15 protein-coding genes are annotated in these 17039 nt (G+C 65.2%); 6 read left to right on the top strand and 9 right to left on the bottom strand.

Annotated elements, in window-relative coordinates:
- Positions 1-289 precede the first annotated feature (289 nt).
- On the top strand, positions 290-2698 hold the full coding sequence (locus ACIHAX_RS26940; RefSeq protein ID WP_397280255.1) for a hypothetical protein: 2409 nt from the start codon (positions 290-292) through the stop codon (positions 2696-2698).
- 376 nt (positions 2699-3074) lie between these two features.
- Here ACIHAX_RS26940 and ACIHAX_RS26935 read toward each other — a convergent pair whose 3' ends face one another.
- From ACIHAX_RS26935 to acpM, 4 genes are all read right to left on the bottom strand, one after another.
- Positions 3075-3707, bottom strand: a complete 633-nt coding sequence (locus ACIHAX_RS26935; RefSeq protein ID WP_397280253.1) for a hypothetical protein — start codon at positions 3705-3707, stop codon at positions 3075-3077.
- A gap of 428 nt (positions 3708-4135) precedes the next feature.
- Positions 4136-4564, bottom strand: coding sequence for a DoxX family protein (locus ACIHAX_RS26930; RefSeq protein WP_397280251.1), 429 nt, complete (start codon positions 4562-4564; stop codon positions 4136-4138).
- 586 nt (positions 4565-5150) lie between these two features.
- The gene (locus ACIHAX_RS26925) at positions 5151-5594 is read right to left on the bottom strand and encodes an SRPBCC domain-containing protein (protein ID WP_397280249.1); all 444 of its coding nucleotides are present in this window, start codon (positions 5592-5594) and stop codon (positions 5151-5153) included.
- 41 nt (positions 5595-5635) lie between these two features.
- Positions 5636-5941: a meromycolate extension acyl carrier protein AcpM gene (acpM, locus tag ACIHAX_RS26920; protein ID WP_104364258.1), complete on the bottom strand. Its 306-nt coding sequence runs from the start codon at positions 5939-5941 to the stop codon at positions 5636-5638.
- Positions 5942-6061: 120 nt separating this feature from the next.
- Between acpM and ACIHAX_RS26915 the strand changes: the two genes are divergently transcribed.
- Positions 6062-7108, top strand: a complete 1047-nt coding sequence (locus tag ACIHAX_RS26915; RefSeq protein ID WP_397280247.1) for a MerR family transcriptional regulator — start codon at positions 6062-6064, stop codon at positions 7106-7108.
- Positions 7109-7268: 160 nt separating this feature from the next.
- Here ACIHAX_RS26915 and ychF read toward each other — a convergent pair whose 3' ends face one another.
- Positions 7269-8363: a redox-regulated ATPase YchF gene (gene ychF / locus ACIHAX_RS26910; protein ID WP_397280245.1), complete on the bottom strand. Its 1095-nt coding sequence runs from the start codon at positions 8361-8363 to the stop codon at positions 7269-7271.
- Between the two features lie 106 nt (positions 8364-8469).
- A complete protein-coding gene (locus ACIHAX_RS26905; protein WP_397280243.1) occupies positions 8470-9393 on the bottom strand; it encodes a zinc-binding alcohol dehydrogenase family protein in 924 nt (307 codons plus the stop codon).
- 410 nt (positions 9394-9803) lie between these two features.
- Between ACIHAX_RS26905 and ACIHAX_RS26900 the strand changes: the two genes are divergently transcribed.
- Together ACIHAX_RS26900 and ACIHAX_RS26895 are read left to right on the top strand one after the other, a co-directional pair.
- Entirely contained in the window at positions 9804-10640 is an 837-nt protein-coding gene (locus ACIHAX_RS26900) for a helix-turn-helix domain-containing protein (protein ID WP_379255259.1), read from the top strand.
- Between the two features lie 10 nt (positions 10641-10650).
- Positions 10651-11067 (top strand): VOC family protein, encoded by a 417-nt coding sequence (locus tag ACIHAX_RS26895; protein WP_364435275.1) that lies wholly within the window; start codon positions 10651-10653, stop codon positions 11065-11067.
- Positions 11068-11142: 75 nt separating this feature from the next.
- Here ACIHAX_RS26895 and ACIHAX_RS26890 read toward each other — a convergent pair whose 3' ends face one another.
- Genes ACIHAX_RS26890 through ACIHAX_RS26880 form a run of 3 tightly spaced genes read right to left on the bottom strand, consistent with a single transcriptional unit; the run spans position 11143 to position 14284 of the window.
- Positions 11143-11988, bottom strand: coding sequence for a carbohydrate ABC transporter permease (locus ACIHAX_RS26890; protein ID WP_397280365.1), 846 nt, complete (start codon positions 11986-11988; stop codon positions 11143-11145).
- Positions 11989-12047: 59 nt separating this feature from the next.
- Positions 12048-12923 (bottom strand): carbohydrate ABC transporter permease, encoded by an 876-nt coding sequence (locus ACIHAX_RS26885; protein WP_397280363.1) that lies wholly within the window; start codon positions 12921-12923, stop codon positions 12048-12050.
- Between the two features lie 50 nt (positions 12924-12973).
- Positions 12974-14284 (bottom strand): ABC transporter substrate-binding protein, encoded by a 1311-nt coding sequence (locus ACIHAX_RS26880; RefSeq protein ID WP_397280240.1) that lies wholly within the window; start codon positions 14282-14284, stop codon positions 12974-12976.
- 203 nt (positions 14285-14487) lie between these two features.
- On the opposite strand from ACIHAX_RS26880, the gene ACIHAX_RS26875 reads away from it, so the two are divergent.
- Both ACIHAX_RS26875 and ACIHAX_RS26870 read left to right on the top strand, forming a co-directional pair.
- Entirely contained in the window at positions 14488-16746 is a 2259-nt protein-coding gene (locus ACIHAX_RS26875; protein ID WP_397280238.1) for a carbon starvation CstA family protein, read from the top strand.
- 86 nt (positions 16747-16832) lie between these two features.
- Entirely contained in the window at positions 16833-17003 is a 171-nt protein-coding gene (locus ACIHAX_RS26870; protein WP_355078664.1) for a YbdD/YjiX family protein, read from the top strand.
- Positions 17004-17039: the final 36 nt, after the last annotated feature.

The raw sequence follows: 17039 nt of genomic DNA, 5'->3' as shown, positions 1-17039 counted from the left end.
GGTAGCCGACCGATGCAGCAAACCGCACGGTGGTGGAACTGCTACACGCCGCGGCAGGCGGTTCGGTGCCGGCCGGAACGAGGTCGGTCATTCGCATGGGTACAGGTAGCGGCCTAGCGCGTCGGTGACCGCTTCGACGAGAACGCTCTCGTCGACGACAACGTCGCGTGCCTGAAAGATCTAGACCTCAGCCGGGCGGATGCGCACGCAAGGGCCCGACACCCTTTGACATCGCATTGGTTCCCTCGATCGACGCACGAGTGGGCCACTCCAATGAAAGAGTTGGCGTATGCATGACAGTTGGCCTCTGCTGCGGAATGACCGGCTCAACGGCACGTATTCGATCGAAAGACTCTTCCGTCCACCTACACCGGCCCAGATTGTTGCCAGGGACAACTTTGCCAGTGCGTGCGAAGTGGTTGTCTCACTTTGCGACTCCTGGGGTGGCGCATACATGCCTCTGGTGCCGATAAACCCTGGCCAGCCGATCGATGATCTCTGGGTCCAGCTAGTCGATCGTAGTCCGGTCGACGGGATCAACGAGAGGGACCTAGTTGACACACAATCCCAACTCGGATACGGCTACTTCACGCACACCCCGACAGGGCTCTATTTGCTACGTATGCTGATGGATCTGCCCATCCCCACCAACCACGTGACAGTCCAAACTGCGCGTGGCGTTTCACCTGACGATCCTTGGTACCTCTCATATCTCGGCACCTTCGGCGATCATCCTCCAGAGGTGACGGAGGATCGACGAGAGTGGCACGGAATCGCGGCCGGTTTCAACTATGACGGTGTGGTCCCCATCAAGCAGTTCAGCGGGACGACTGGACCGGCTGACATCCTCAATCGCCTACGTAAACCGAACACCATGACTGCCGTGGAACTTACACTCAGTCGGCTTGGATACACCGAGGCACCAGTCGATCTCGGGTTTCCGTACTCCAATTCTATGGGCCTCCGGGAGTGGGCAGAAAGCTGGCGTTTCGGTCCTAATGTTGTCGTGGTCTATGAACAAGACAGTGTTGAGGACCTCGCCCTACTCTGGTACCTCCGTGCATTGAACGGCTTCCGCCGTGGATTCCCGCTCGCGGTTCCAGCAGTTGCCGACGTGCCGGCCGCTCTAAGCTGCTGGCAGCATATGGGAGCACAACGACATTGGGGCTTTGCTGGCGGCGACATGGCAGTCATCTCAGCAAGCGTGGACTCCGATCTCCTCAAGGAGCTAGTAACTAACACCCGCTTCGAAGTGGCATCGGCGTCAGAAGTCTTGCGCCCGCTCGGTGGTTGCCAACTTCATGTTACGGACACTGCTCACTACACCAACGGGCGCGCAGAGATACCGCGCTTTGTTCCAACTGAAATCGAGGCGCTTGGTCGCGCGGCACTGAAAGAGGCGGGTGGTTGGAGCAGAGTCACGACAATTGTCACCGACAGCTACCTTCCGCCAAGCCGTACCTTGAGGCGTAGCGGCTACCCGCACCATGGCTACCTTCATGGCTACATTGCGCAGACCTCGACCAATGACAATATTTTAGAGGTGTTTCACCCTAGCGGGCTAGAGGTTCTGGATGCCCTCGCTCGTGATCAGAGTCAGACTGTTCGCCGCTCGGTGCCTGGTCGTGCGGCGGCACAGTTGATTGAAATGATTGGCGGCATGCCAGGCATTACCAGGTTGGCATGCCCAACTGTGACCATACTCCTTGGCGAACTTACCCGTGGCCGGAGCAGCAGCATCGTCAAGAAGCAGCTCCGCCAGTTCTTGAAGGTGGAGAACGATGCCGAGACAAAAAACGACCGCTACCGCCTCCTCGAAAGCCGCCTCGAGGAGGCGCTGGCGAAGCCAGACGTCGAAGATGTCGGCTACAAGACCGTCAACGAGATCCGCACGATTGCAAAACTGAGTCGAGAAGCGGGAAATGAGTGGATCCAGTGGGCCAACCGGCGAGGCATGCTACTGCGCGGCTTCCAGTCCTCTTGCGAAAACTGCAGCCACAAGCAATGGAGACCGCTTGCTGATGCCGTCCCTGAGCTTATCTGCCATGGCTGCGGGCAAGTGGTGCCAGACCCGCTTGGTCTCGATACCGCACAGATCCGCTACCGAGCCGGGGAAACACTGCTGCGGGCTATGAATTTCGACGTACTCTCACATGTCCTCGCTTTGCGCTATCTGTGCGAGGTATGGGATGGGAGAGTCGGCGGGGGGCCACGGAACGTCTTCGGCGCATATCCCGGCCTTGAGCTCGTTGATGCCGAAAGCAAGCAAGTCGTTGCCGAAGCCGACGTCGCCGTAATTCTTTCGAACGGACGGTGGATCGTTGGTGAGTGCAAGACGACCGCCCTCGGGCTACGCGAGTCTGATCTTACGAAGTTGTGGGACTTCGCAGATCGTGTCAACGCCCCCGCCACGTTCGTCGCGACGCTACAGTCGTCGGCTGAGTGCGGGGAAATCTGGCAGCGTACGTCCAGCCCAAGCGGTCGCCCACACTTTGCTCTCACCGCTGAGCACCTCTACAACCTCAACTTCAGCACCGTATCCCACTTGGGCAAGGACCCTCTGGCCTGGAGAACGCAATACAACACTTCGGACGGTACGGCTGGATCAGCTGCATCAGATTTCAGCGCATTCCTCAGCAGCGTTGACGAGGACACCACCGCATGGAGGCGTGCACCTTGGACTCATGCCGAGGACTGATAGATTCCCGCTAGTGCCGGCGGAACGCCAGTATCTAAAGGAACCGGCGAACGACCCGGGCCTCCGGGGGCTCAGCAGAGTCTCTACCAGCAACGATCAAACAGAACTGCCTACTTCTTCCCAGACGCTAATCCGCTACGGAACTCGACCGCTATCGACTCCCATCGCTGCACGTCAAACGCCCTACTCGGGGCCCGACTCGCGTCCCGAAGCCGAATAACCTCTGCACACAACCCCCGATCCGACCGATGCCGGCAGCGACCCAAGACCGCCCCTCTGGCCGCATCACCCAGCTCGCTCTAGTGAGCTCGAGTGCGCGCTCATGTCGATAACCGCTCTCGCCGCCGGAGGTTGCGTGCGTTCGGTTCCACGTCAACTACAGCACGCTCACGTAGTTTCCGTAACGACCGTTCAGGGCGTCCGTGGCGGCTTCGGCGATGATCTGGCGGCCATCTTGTGAGCATCGGGTCAGAAACGCCCGCACACGAGGCCCGGACCAACCGGCTGCTGCGACCGCTGGCCAGTACGCCAGGAACTTGTGGTTGAGATCGTGGAAACTGGCCTCGGCGTAATCGATGACGGCGTCGACCGCGGTGTCGTGGAAGTTCAGTCGCAGCATCGCGACCGCGCGCAGCGCGCCGTCAGCGAGAAGTTCGACGTCTTGTTGCAGACACCACATGGCGGGGGTTGGGTCGTTGTCGACGTCACGACCCAGGCGGACGATGGCGTCGCCAAGAGCAGCGTTGACCATGGTTGCCGAGCGAGGTTGCAACGCCAGTGTTTTCAACAGTTCGACATCCTCGCGGCTGCCGGTCGTTCCCAGCGCCATGATCAATTGGTACTGCGTCTCCCAGGTGCGTTTGTCCAGCACTTCGCGTTCGAGCGCGGCGCGGACTTGGGCCGCTGTTGTCGGGTCTGCGAGCGCGCGCAGCCGTTTTGCGCCGCGTCGCCGCCGCGCCGAGAGCGAGTCTGTCAGTAGCGCCAACGCCTCATCGCGTGCCAGCGTCATCCAGTTCGGCCTATCCGTGTTCATAAATTGTCGATCCATCGCGAATAGTTCCACACACCGGCGACAAGGACGGACTCCTTCATCCGCGAACACGCTCATCTGCCGCATATCGGTCGAACAAGGCGCGAGACCGACTGCCGCGCCGAACATCCTGTACCACCTCCCATAACGGTGCCGGACGAGCGAGGAGAGGACTCGCCGCACACGGCACAGGCTCGCCCGTCGGGCTTGGGCACCACACCCTCCGCCGCGAAACAACAACTGTCATCACATGATTCGGAGGGTCGCGGGGTGGGCGGCCCAATCCGGTGACGTCCGCCCCGCGACTCCGATGGGACAGCCCGACCAACCCGACCGGACCGTCCCCGTAACGCACAACGCGGCTACCGGCGGCTGGGCGCCGCCGGTAGCCGGGCGTTACGCACGGGTCATCGCTTCATCAGCGCGCGCAGGGCGGCGATCGAGGCCCGGCGTTCGTAGGCGATCCAGGCGAAGATCGCAGTGAGCGCCAGCGGGAAGGGGGCCAATTCCGGGGTGTCGGCCAGGAACGCGTTGAAGCCGGCGGCGAGGAAGGTGACGATCGCCAGGCCGATCGCGGCGGCCGCGGTCAGGCGGGGCACCATGAGTCCGATCCCGCCCGCGACCTCGGCGAGACCGATGAAGACCAGCAGCGCCAACGGGATCGAGAAGGCGGTGGCGTTGTTTTCCATCAGGGTCTGCGGGATGACGAGCTTCGGGCCGCCGGAGGCGATGATGAAGAACAGACCGAGCACGATCTGCAGGGTCCACAGGACGCGGTTGCGGATCTTGCCGGGGTGGACGGCGGCGGTGGTCTGGGTGGCGGTGACGGCGGTCATTTCTTGTTCCTTCTGGGTCGGCCGCGCCGGGTTGGTGGCGCGTTCACCAGTACGGACGGGGGCGGTCCGGAAAACTCATCGCCGCGGTCGAAATAATCTTCACTGCGCCGTCGGGACCGGATGGGCGCTGTGTTTCCGGCCAGAGCTGCCCTCGGATCGAACTGATCGCGATCAGGACGCACGGAAATGCCGTATACCGTGCTGTCGAGGTCGGCCATCGCACCGCGCCGGCGAAACGACTGAGGCCCCCACCCGGTACCGGAGGGGGGCCTCAGTAGAGTCGCTACCAGCAGCGATGCAAGCGCTGCCCTACTTCTTCGCAGACGCTAATCCGCTGCGGAATTCGACCCCATTGACATCCCATATCGGCACGTCAAACCCTCTGCTCACACTTCGCGTCACGTTCCGAAGCAGAATAACCTCTGCGCCTCTCCTCAACCCAACCGGTGCCGGCGGCTCGTGAGATCCGACGCTCCGGCCGCACCGCCCGGCTGACTCTAGCGAACTCGAGTGCGCGCTCATGCCGATTCGAGTGCACTTCGCGGTGCGATCGGAGGTAGGTTCGCCCCTCTCCGTACTCCGCGACTCAGTGGTGGATCACCTCACCGAGCCGCGGCAGAACGGACCGTTTCCAACTGCGCTCGACGGCGTTGCGCACCATCCGCTGGCGCCGATCCTTGATGTCGAACCCTGTCTGTGTCAGCAGAAGTCGTGTACCCCGCCCTTGCGTCTGCAGCATCCAGTCGACAACCCACCGGGCGGGAAACTCGGCCTGTGGATAGTCCCAACTGTAGGTCAGCTGCTCGTATGGCCGGACCGCCAACACCTCACAGAGGATCTGCTCGGTGGCTGATTCCGGGATGATGAACCGGAAGCGGGTCCCGACCGACGCAGCGAACCCGGTCGGTCGCAGCAACCACCGCTGCAGCAAATCCGGCTCGGTCAACGCACGCCACACGGCTTCCGGCGGCTGCCGAAAGAAGCTGCCAAGCTCGACCGCGGCGGGGTTCAATTGCGGATCAGCGATCACCGGCGCACCACCTCCCCAAAGGGACGAACCGGCCCTGCTGCTCAATTCGCCTGGCCTTCCTTGAATTTCGCTTCCATTTCCGCTGCAAGTTGCGGCTGTTCGGCCTCCATCTTCTGGACATAGTTGACCGCATCGCCGACAGTTCGCAGGCTCGCCAGGTCTTCATCGGGGATCTTCACCTCGTACTTGTCCTCGAGCTGTACGGCGATCTCAACCAGCGACAGTGAGTCGATATCGAGGTCGTCGACGAACGACTTCTCGAGCACCACGTCTGCAGCGTCGATACCGGTGACCTCCTCGACGATCTCGGCGATGCCAGCGACGATTTCTTCCTGCGTAGTAGCCACGAATTACCCTTTCCCGATGCAACCACCTGTCTGCGTCGACCCGAGGCCCTGTGCCTCGCTGAAGCCGAGAGTCAGTGCCAGTACGCTAAGAGCTCCAGTGGGGTGGAGGTTCAACAGGTTGTGACGGACAACACACGATCCGGTGCGCTGGTGAGCATCGGCGAGTTGGCACGCAGGACCGGGCTCGCGGTGCGAACGATCCGGTTCTACTGCGACGAAGGCATTCTGGAATCGCAACGCAGCGCGGGTGGACATCGAATGTTCGACCCTGACAGTGCCGCCGAACGACTGCTCTTGGTACGGCGGCTGCGCATTCTGGGCCTCGGCCTCGATTCGATCACCCATGTGCTGCACGGGGAACGGTCGCTGACAGAAGCCATCGGCGCCGAAAGTGCACGACTGGATGTCGAATTGAGATCACTGGCGTGGCGGCGGGCGTCACTGCGGGCTATCGAGACGGCGCCCTCGCCACAGCGGAGTGCGCGATTGGCATTGCTGGCTGCCGCGCAGGACGGGTTTGCGATCCACGATCGCCTCGTCCGCTTCTGGCGGCGCATCCTCACACCGCTACCGCGATCCGCCAGCGATCCGTGGGTGTGCTGGAACGTCCCGCAGCCGCCCGATGATCCATCCATCGACGAAGTTGTGGCATATGCCGAGTTGGCCGCTCTCGCGGCCGACCCCGACGTGATCAGAGTTGTGCGGCAGCAATACTGGCGAGGTCGGCCGGAGTTGATTCATGATGCTCACGCTTTGTACGTCGCGGTGGGCGAGGTGATGGTGGATGTGGTGTCACTCGTCACCGAAGGCGTCCAGCCGCATCGAGGCAACGAACTCGATCGGTTCGTCATCGCTCACGCCAGCGCACGCGGCGAACGCGACACCCGCCGTTTCCGCGAGCAAATGATGATCGACGCCACCGACGCCGACCACCGGATTCATCGCTATTGGGCGCTGACCGGTCAGTTCCTCGGAACTCGTGTCACCGTTGGCCGAGCCCACAACTGGCTCTACGAAGCCCTGGCCAGCTCCACCGACCTCATCGACGCACCAGCCAGCCAGCAGACCGCACTACCGGAGGAACACCGTGACGGTTCCGGCCACGAGCCCGGGCAGGCTCGCCGCCGAGCCTCCCGTCGGGCCGAACTACTGCGGCAGCAGCTGTAGCGCCGGCTCGTCGAGAAAACCGACGCAAACGCACTGTCTTGCCGCATACCACGGTGACCGAACCGGCCAGATGGCCGTGCCAGCGAAACGACAGACCCCCCGCCCGGACACCGGATAGGGGCTCAGCAGGTTCTCTACCAGCAGCGATACGCGCGCTGCCTTACTTCTTCGCAGAGGCTAATCCGCTACGGAACTCGACCACGTCGCCGTCGGTCATGACGTAGTCCTTGCCTTCCATGCGGACCTTGCCCGCGGCTTTGGCGGCGGCCATGGAGCCTGCATCGACGAGGTCGTCGAAGGCCACCACTTCGGCCTTGATGAAGCCGCGTTCGAAGTCGGTGTGGATGACGCCGGCGGCCTTCGGGGCGGTGTCGCCCTGGTGAATGGTCCAGGCGCGGGCTTCTTTCGGGCCCGCGGTGAGGTAGGTCTGCAGGCCGAGGGTGTGGAAGCCGGCGCGGGCCAAGGCGTGCAGGCCGGGTTCGGTCTGGCCGATGGATTCGAGGAGCTCGATGGCGGATTCCTCGTCGAGTTCGAGGAGCTCGGCCTCGACCTTGGCGTCGAGGAAGACCGAATCGGCCGGGGCGACGGAAGCTTTCAGCTCGGCGACCTTCGCCTCGTCGGTGAGCACCGACTCGTCGGCGTTGAAGACGTAGAGGAAGGGCTTCGTAGTGAGCAGCGAGAGCTCTTTCAGCAGCTCGGTGTCCACCGTGTCGGCCGCGGCGAACAGGGTGGTGCCGTTGTTGAGGATCTCCTGCGCGGCCTTCGCGGCGTCGGCGACCGGCTTGCGGTCCTTCTTGACCTTCGCTTCCTTCTCCAACCGCACGACCGCCTTCTCCAGGGTCTGCAGGTCGGCCAGGATGAGTTCGGTCTCGATCACCTCGATGTCGGCGCCCGGGTCGACGCGGCCGTCGACGTGCACCACGTCGTCATCGGCGAACACCCGTACCACCTGGCAGATGGCGTCGGCCTCGCGGATGTTGGCGAGGAATTTGTTTCCCAGGCCCGCCCCCTCGGACGCGCCCTTCACGATGCCGGCGATGTCGACGAACGACACGGTGGCGGGCACGATCCGCTCGGAGGAGAAGATCTCGGCCAGCTTGTTCAGCCTCGGATCGGGCAGGGGCACCACGCCGACGTTCGGCTCGATGGTCGCGAACGGGTAGTTCGCGGCGAGCACGTCGTTCTTGGTCAACGCATTGAACAGCGTCGACTTGCCGACGTTGGGCAGACCGACAATTCCGAGGGTGAGACTCACGAGGAACAGAGTCTACGCGGCGCGCCGACCCGGCTCTCCCGCGAGTGGCACATGGCGGAGGGGTCTCTCGGACTTCGCCGCAGCCATGTGCCCCTCGCGGCCCGTTTCAGGGGATGAGGACGACTTTGCCGAGGTTGGCGTGGGCTTCGATGGCGGCGTGGGCTGCGGCGGCTTGGTCGAGGGGGTATTCGGCGTGGACGGCGGGACGTAGTTGGCCGGAGGCGAAGTATTGCCAGAGTTCTTGGCGCCAGTGTTCGTAGACGTCGGGCTGGGTTTTCGCGATGCGGGCCATCTGGAAGCCGATGACGGATTTCGCGCCGACGAGCAGGTCGTAGGCCTGAATGGCGCCGCCGCCGGAACTGTAGGCGACCAACCGGCCACCGGGAGCCAGCGCCGCGATCGCGGGTGAGAGCAGATCGCCGCCGACGGCGTCCAGCACGTAGTCGGCGGGAGCGCCCCAGGACTCCTGGCCGTACTCGACCACGTCGTCGGCTCCGAGTTCCCGCACGAACTCCGACTTCGCGAGATCCGACACCGCGCCGACCACCCGCGCCGCGCCACGGACCCGCGCCAACTGGACCGCGAGGTGGCCGACGCCGCTCGCGGCGGCGGTGATCAGGGCGGACTCCCCTTCCCTTGGCGATGCGGCGCTGAGCGCACCGAGCGCCACCAGGCCGCTGCGCACCAGCGCGACCGCGTCCACCGCCGACGCACCGTCCGGAATCGGCGACGCCATGGCAGCCGAGAGCAGGGCGTAGTCGGCGTAGCCGTGTCCGAACACGAGACCGGTCACGCGGTAGCCGGGCCCGTATCGGTCGACGCCCTCGCCCACCGCGACCACCTCGCCCGCGATCTCGCCGCCCAACGCGATCGGTTCGCGCTGCTCACGCACCTTCCGCACCACCGGCAGGGTCACCCCGACCGCCTCGACACGGACCAGAAGCTCACCCGGCCCTGGTGTCGGGACTTCGACCGAGACGAGCTCGAGCACCTCGGGACCACCGCTGCGCTCGTACTGCACCCGCCGCATCACACCTCCAGAAATCGTCAGGAGGCGCAACGGTAACCGGATCGCGGGTGGTGATCACAGTCCACTACACGCTGTAGTGGTACATCTCACCGCTGGTCGAGACCGGCGGAGAGCAGCCGGAGCATTGGGTCCGCGGCGATGCCGTGCGGTCCATCATCGAGGCGATGGCTATGGCGGACCTCGCGCGGATGGTCATCGTCAGCAACAGCGCCCGAGTCGCCGCACCCGGCGACGATCGGTTCCCCGCTTCGTGGTGAAGCCGCTGATCCTGTGCCCGCTGTTGCGGCACAGCCTGGCCGGCACGTCCGCGGCGGAGCACGTCGTCCGTGATTCGGCGCTGGACTGGACGATCGTCCGCGCGCTTCAACTCTCGAGGCACTCCTGTCGGTCCCCCGGCGTAGCGTGACCGCATGGAGCCGACCTCCGAGGTGGTGACGGCGCGTCCGGCACCCACGCTCGCCTCGTTCATCGACCGGTACGTCGGTTATCGCATGTCCGGGTTCGCGGCGGGGATGCATCGTGGGTTGCCGTCGCGGCACATGACTTTCATCGTCGCGATCGGGCCCACGATCGACGTCGTCGAGCAGACGGATCCACGGCAGTCGCCCCAGAACTATCGGTGTGTGCTGAGCGGCCTGCAAGCGAGCACGGCGCTGATCGCGCACGACGGTCGTCAGGAAGGTGTGGCCGTGTCACTCACGCCGCTGGGTTGCCGCACCTTGTTCGGCATGCCCGCGGCGGCGCTGTGGGACACGTCGGTCGAATTCGCCGACGTCGTCGGACCTGTCGGATCGGAGCTGTGGGAGCGATTGCAGTACGCGCCGAGCTGGCCGGAGCGTTTCGGTGTCTGTGATCGGGTGCTCTCGGCGCTGGCCGATCCGGTCCGTGTGGTCGGTCCCGAACTCACCTGGGCGTGGCGTGCGGTGGTCGGTTCCGGCGGCGGAATCGCGGTCGGCTCGCTCGCCGCGGAGGTCGGGTGGACCAGACAGCATCTGACGCGCCGGTTCAAGCGCGAGTTCGGCCTGAGCCCGAAACTCGCGGCCCGGATCACGCGCTTCGAACAGGCGCGCCGGATGCTGGCGCACACGCCCTCCTACGTCACCATCGCCCAGGTGGCCGCCACGTGTGGGTATTACGACCAGGCTCATCTGGATCGGGACTTCGCCGACCTCGCCGGAACCAGCCCGACCGCGTGGCTGGCCGAGGAGATTCCATCCGTCCAAGCCCCGGACGAGTCCGCCGGATGACGATGAAGGCATGACGAATCCGACAGAAGTCAGCACCCGCACCGCCGTCTGGCCCACGCTCGTTTTCCGCGATGCCCGCGCGATGGCCACCTTCCTGATCGAGGCGTTCGGCTTCCGGGAGGCCGCGCTCTACGCCCGCGAGGACGACCCATCGATCGTCGAGCACGCGGAACTGCGCTGGCCGCTGGGCGGCGGTGTCATGTTCGGCTCGGCAGGTAAGGACGACAGCCCGTTCAGCACCCGCCCGACCGGCACCAACTCGGTCTATCTCGTCTGCGAGGAGCCCGACGCGCTGTTCGCCCGCGCCACCGCCGCGGGCGCCGAAGTGGTCCGTGGCCTGCGCGACGAGGACTACGGCTCACGCGGCTTCACGGTCCGCGACCCGGAAGGCAATCTGTGGAGCTTCGGCACCTACTGGGGCGCTTGATCGGCCTGGGGACGAAGCCTCCTCGCAGAGCGCAGCCGCGGGATCGGCGACGACAGGCGAACCGAGCACACCCGCTCAGCGCCCGCCGAAGCCCGACATCGCGATGCCGCGGATGAACGCGCGCTGGGCTACCGCGTAGATGAGCAGCAGTGGGAGCAAGATGACGACCGCGGCGGCCATGAGGATGGGCCACTGGGTGTAGTACTGGCCTTGCAGCCGGACCAGTCCCAGTGTCGCGGTGGCGACGTCGTCGCGCTGGATCATGACCAGCGGCCAGAGGAAGTCGTTCCACACGGTGATCCAGGTGAGCACGGCGAGCACCATCAGGGCCGGACGGGTGTGCGGCAGCAGCACCCGCCAGTACACCTGCCAGGTGGAACAGCCGTCGAGGATGGCGGCCTCCTCGAGTTCCTCGGGCAGCGTGCGGAAGAACTGCCGCATCAGATACGTGCCGAACGCACTGCCGAACAGGCCGGGCACGATCATCGCCCACGGGGTGTCCACCCAGCCGAACGCCCGCATCAGCAGGAACTGCGGAATCACCGTCACGGTCAACGGCACCATCAGCGTCGCGAGGTAGGCCAGGAACAGCATGTCGCGCCCACGAAAACGCAGACGCGCGAAGGCATAACCGGCCAACGAGCAGAAGAAGACCTGCCCCGCCGTGACGCACAGCGCGTAGATGGTGGTGTTGAGCAGCATCCGCCCCATCGGCAGCAGATCGAAGACCTTCTCGTAGTTCGACCACTGCGGCCGCTGCGGAAGGAACGCCGCATCGGCGATCTCGCCGTCCCGTTTCAGCGAGCCCGACACCGCCCACAGGATCGGCAGCAGCGCACACCACGCGATGCCGACCAGCACCGCGTATATCGCGGTTCCGCGCACCACTCGCCGCACGATAGCCCGGTCGACGCGGCCGATCGCGACGAACGCGCGGTCGCGTCGAACCGGCAGCGCGCGCCGCACCGCCTCGTAGGTGTTCACTGTTCCACCTCCGACCGCCGGGCCATCCGCAGTTGCACCAGGGTCAACAGGAACAGGATCGCGAAGATCACCCAGGCGAGCGCGGAGGCGTACCCGACCTCGTAGAAGCCGAACGCATTCTGGAACAGCATGATCCCCAGCAGGTACGTACCCGTCTCCGGCCCCCCGTTGCCGCCGGTCAGCGCGTATGCCTGGTCGAACGCCTGCACGGAATTGATGATCGTGATGATGAAGACGAACGACAGCGGCCCCCGGATCAGCGGCACGGTGATCGCGAAGAATCGCCGCAGCGCCCCGGCTCCGTCGATCTCGGCGGCCTCGTAGAGCGTCTCCGGTACGCCTTGCATGGCGGCGAGCAGGATGACCGTCGCGAACGGCACGCTCTTCCACACGGTGACGATGCTGAGCGAGACCAGCGCCCAGTCGGGGTCGGTCAGCCAGGGCACCGCGTCGATGCCGATCCAGCCGAGCGCGACGTTGAGCAGCCCGTCGTCGGTGAACAGGAACCGCCACACCACGGCCATGGCGACCGCCGAGGCGACCAACGGCAGAAAAGCGATGGTGCGAAATAGGCCTATGCCGGCCGATTTTCGATTCAGCGCGGCGGCGACGGCGAGTCCGATCAGCACCGTGGGCACCAAGGTCAGCAGCGTGAAAACGGCCGTGTTGCGTAATGCGATGAGAAACAACGGGTCCGAGGCGAACAGCCGCCGATAGTTGTCCACACCGACAAATCGCATGGGGCTGAACAGGTCCCACGAATGAAAACTCAGATAGAGCGAAAAACCCAACGGGAACAACAAGAAAACCGCGACGGCCGCCACGTTGGGCGCGACGAATGCCCAACCGGCCCGCTCGCGCCGCCGCGCCAATCGGGAGGCGACCCCCGCTTTGCCCGATGTTTGCGATCGCCGCGCTGCCATCATGGCGTCTCCAGCAGCGCGTCGACGTCGGAGGCGAAACGGCCGTCCAACGAGGCGGCGGTGGCGGCGCCGCGCAGCACTCGGTTGGAGCCGCGTTCGAGCAGGGCGGACACCTTCCCCCAAGCGGGGGTGATCGGCAGCGGGCGGGAATTGGCCGGACCGGCGGTGAACACCTCGAGATTGCGGATCTCCCGGTGCGCGGCGGCGAACCCCGGTGAGTTCATCGCCGACTGGAGCACGGGGACGAACAGCCCGGACGCGGCGATGATCTCCTGACCCACCGGTCCGGTAGCGAATTTGACGAATTCCCAGGCCTGTTCGACACGCGGGCTGCCCGCGGCGATGGCCAGGCCCGTGCTGCCGACGTCGGTGATCGCGCCGGGACCGCCGTGCGGGCCCACCGGCAGCACCGTGATGTCGATCGGGAGATCGTCGTGCCCGGCGAATTCGGAATACAGCCAATGCCCGCCCAGCGCCATCGCGGCCCGGCCCCGCCGGAACAGGTCTGGGGCCGAGACGGAAAGCGTGTCGGCGGCTTTCGGCGCCACGCGGTGGCGTACGGCGAGGTCGGCGTAGAACTGGAATCCTTCGGCGAACCGCGGATCGCCGAGGTTGGTCCTGGTCGGACGCACCGAGGGCGAGAACCATTCGGCGCCGTTGTTCATGCCGAAGCAGGCCGCCGAGAAGTACGGCACCCAGGCGTCGGCGAACCCCCACCGGGTGCGAGACGAGTCATGCCTGGTCAACGCCTCGGCAGCGGCCAGGAACTCGTCGAAAGACCAGGCGTCGCGCCAGCGCGCGGGCGGAGTGATCCCGGTTCCGTCGAACAGCTCCCGGTTGTAGTACAGGAAGACGCCGGACCACTGTTCGGGCAGGGCGTACTGCCCGCCCGCGTAGGTGAAGGTGTCGTACAGCGCCGGATAGCAGTCGGCGCGCAGCTGGGCGGCGTACCGCGGATCGCGGTCGAGCAGGGTGTTCAGATCCAGCAGTACCCCGCGCTCGGCCAGCCCCGCGTAGGTCAGCTCCCACGCCATCAGCACGTCCGGGCATTTCCCGCCCGCGCAGTAGGTGAGCATCTGCTGGAGCGGGTCCGGACCCGACATGATGGTGCGAATCCTGATGTCGGGATGCAGCTTCCGGAACTCGTCGATGATCGTCAGCCGGACCCTGGCCTCTTCCGGCCTGGCCTGGAAGAAGAAGGTCAACGCGTCGTCGTCGGAGCCGCAGCCGCCGCTCGCCAGTAGTGGCGCGGCCAGCGCCGACCCGAGCAGCGTCCGGCGACGGACCCTGGCGACGGGATTCGCACGCAACACAGCCCTCCTCCAGGGCGGATGTGGAGCTTCTCGAACGGCATGGCAGCATACGTTCGGCAATCACATGGTGACGGCCGACACATGAACAATATTTCACGGTGCGCGTCCGACGTCCGGAATCGGCACGACGGCGATCATCGATCGGTTACGTTGTCACGTGTTTGAGCAAGATCCTGCGCGTTTTACAGGAGAGTAGGCAGATGGCGACAATCGAATATCTGCGGACCGATCCCGATCTGCCGCCCGTCGGCGTGGTCGACAAGTCCCCGATCACACCGGCCAAGAAATTGATCTTCGCGGGGATCGCCGCACTCGGCGCCATAGCGTGGGCGGTGCTCGCCATCTCACGCGGCGAATCGGTGAACGCGGTGTGGATCGTGATCGCGGCGGTGTGCACTTACATCATCGCGTACCGGTTCTACGCCAGGTTCATCGAACGCAAGATCGTCAATCCACGCGACGACCTGGCCACACCCGCCGAAATCCTGGAGAACGGCAAGGACTACATGCCGATGGACCGGCGGGTGCTCTACGGGCACCACTTCGCCGCCATCGCGGGCGCGGGGCCGCTGGTCGGTCCGGTGCTGGCCGCGCAGATGGGCTACCTGCCGGGGACCATCTGGATCGTGGTCGGCGTGGTGCTGGCCGGCGCGGTGCAGGACTACCTGGTGCTGTGGGTCTCGATGAAGCGGCGCGGGCGCAGCCTGGGGCAGATGGCGCGCGACGAGCTGGGCGTGATCGGCGGCTGGTCGGCCATCGTGGGCGTGCTGGTGATCATGATGATCCTGCTGGCGGTGCTCGCGCTGGTGGTGGTCAACGCGCTCGCGCACAGCCCGTGGGGCGTGTTCTCGATCGGCATGACCATTCCGATCGCACTGTTCATGGGTGTGTACCTGCGGTTCCTCCGGCCGGGCAAGGTCGGCGAGGTCTCCGTGATCGGGTTCGCCATGTTGCTGCTGGCCATCGTCGGCGGCGGTTGGGTGTCGGAAACCGACTGGGGCGCGGACTGGTTCACGCTCTCTCCGGTGACCATCTCCTGGCTGCTGATCGCCTACGGTTTCGTCGCCTCGGTGCTCCCGGTGTGGCTGCTGCTCGCCCCGCGCGACTACCTGTCGACGTTCATGAAGGTGGGCACCATCGTGTTGCTCGCGGTCGGCATCCTGGTCACGTTGCCGGTGCTGCACGCGCCCGCCGTCTCGTCGTTCGCGTCCAGCGGTACCGGACCGGCGTTCGCGGGTTCGCTGTTCCCGTTCCTGTTCATCACCATCGCCTGCGGCGCGCTGAGCGGCTTCCACGCGCTCGTTTCCTCCGGCACCACGCCGAAACTGCTGGAGAAGGAATCGCACGCGCGGATGATCGGCTACGGCGGCATGCTGATGGAGTCGTTCGTCGCGGTCATGGCGATCATCACCGCCTCGATCATCGATCAGCACTTGTACTTCGCGATGAACGCGCCGCTCGGTCTCACCGGTGGCACCGCGGAGAAGGCCGCGGCCTACACCAATAGCCTCGGGCTCAGCGGTCCGGCGATCACTCCGGCCGAGCTGAGCCAGGCCGCGAGCGATGTCGGCGAATCATCGATCATCTCCCGCACGGGCGGCGCGCCGACGCTGGCGGTCGGCATCTCCGAGGTGTTCCACCAATTCCTGGGCGGCGCGAGCATGAAGTCGTTCTGGTACCACTTCGCGATCATGTTCGAGGCGCTGTTCATCCTCACCACGATCGACGCGGGCACCCGGGTGGCCCGGTTCATGCTCTCCGACGCGCTGGGCAACTTCGGCGGCGCGGCGAAGAAGTTCCGTGATCCGTCCTGGCGGGTGGGCGCGTGGCTGTGCTCGGCCGTCGTGGTCGGCGCGTGGGGCTCGATCCTGCTGATGGGTGTGACCGATCCGCTCGGCGGCATCAACACGCTGTTCCCGCTGTTCGGCATCGCCAACCAGCTGCTGGCCGCCATCGCGTTGACCGTCGTGCTGGTGATCGTGGTGAAGAAGGGCCTCACGAAATGGGCCTGGATTCCGGCGATTCCACTGGTCTGGGACCTCTTGGTGACGATGACGGCGTCGTGGCAGAAGATCTTCTCCGCCGATCCGAAGCTCGGCTACTGGAAACAGCACAGCATCTGCCGAGCGGCGCAGGACGCCGGGAAGCTGTGCCTGACGGCGAAGACCCAGGACGACATGAACGCGATCGTGCGCAACACCTTCATCCAGGGCACTTTGTCGATCATCTTCGCTGTGCTGGTACTGATCGTGGCAGTGGTGGGCGCGCTGGTGGCCTTCCGCGCCTGGCGCTCCGGGGAGTCGACGACCACCGAGACGCCCGAACAGCCGTCGAAGATCTTCGCGCCCAGCGGATTCCTCGCCACCGCGGCGGAGAAGGAAGTCCAGAAGGAGTGGGACGAGTTGATCGCGACCGGGAAGGCGCGCGCCTCCGGCGCGGCACACGTACACGCGCAATGAGCGACTCCGCGAAGCAGGGCGCCGATCGGTCCGCGCGACCGGTCGGCGCCCGGCTGCGCGCCGCGGCCCGCGCCTGCGGCGACGGCATCCGAGCGGGCGTCTGGTGGTTCGACTCGATCCTGGGTGGGCAGGACTACCAGCGTTACGTGGAGCACCTGCGGCGCAGCCATCCCGGCTGCGCCATCCCGACCGAGCGGGAGTACTGGCGGCAGCGGCATGCCGAGGCCGATCGCAATCCGGCCAACCGGTGCTGCTGACCGAAAAGATTTTCGGCGCGCGTCACCACATGCCGA

This window comes from Nocardia sp. NPDC051929 (assembly GCF_044548645.1).
Lineage (GTDB): Bacteria > Actinomycetota > Actinomycetes > Mycobacteriales > Mycobacteriaceae > Nocardia > Nocardia sichangensis.
Note: the sequence above shows the minus strand (reverse complement) of the source record. Positions and strands in the feature narration are given on the sequence as shown.

Excerpts from the sequence above, each read along its gene's own strand:
- ACIHAX_RS26940 (WP_397280255.1), top strand. The coding sequence starts at position 290 with ATGCATGACAGTTGGCCTCTGCTGCGGAATGACCGGCTCAACGGCACG.
- ACIHAX_RS26935 (WP_397280253.1), bottom strand. The coding sequence starts at position 3,707 with ATGACGCTGGCACGCGATGAGGCGTTGGCGCTACTGACAGACTCGCTC.
- ACIHAX_RS26930 (WP_397280251.1), bottom strand. The coding sequence starts at position 4,564 with ATGACCGCCGTCACCGCCACCCAGACCACCGCCGCCGTCCACCCCGGC.
- ACIHAX_RS26905 (WP_397280243.1), bottom strand. The coding sequence starts at position 9,393 with ATGCGGCGGGTGCAGTACGAGCGCAGCGGTGGTCCCGAGGTGCTCGAG.
- ACIHAX_RS26900 (WP_379255259.1), top strand. The coding sequence starts at position 9,804 with ATGGAGCCGACCTCCGAGGTGGTGACGGCGCGTCCGGCACCCACGCTC.
- ACIHAX_RS26895 (WP_364435275.1), top strand. The coding sequence starts at position 10,651 with ATGACGAATCCGACAGAAGTCAGCACCCGCACCGCCGTCTGGCCCACG.
- ACIHAX_RS26875 (WP_397280238.1), top strand. The coding sequence starts at position 14,488 with ATGGCGACAATCGAATATCTGCGGACCGATCCCGATCTGCCGCCCGTC.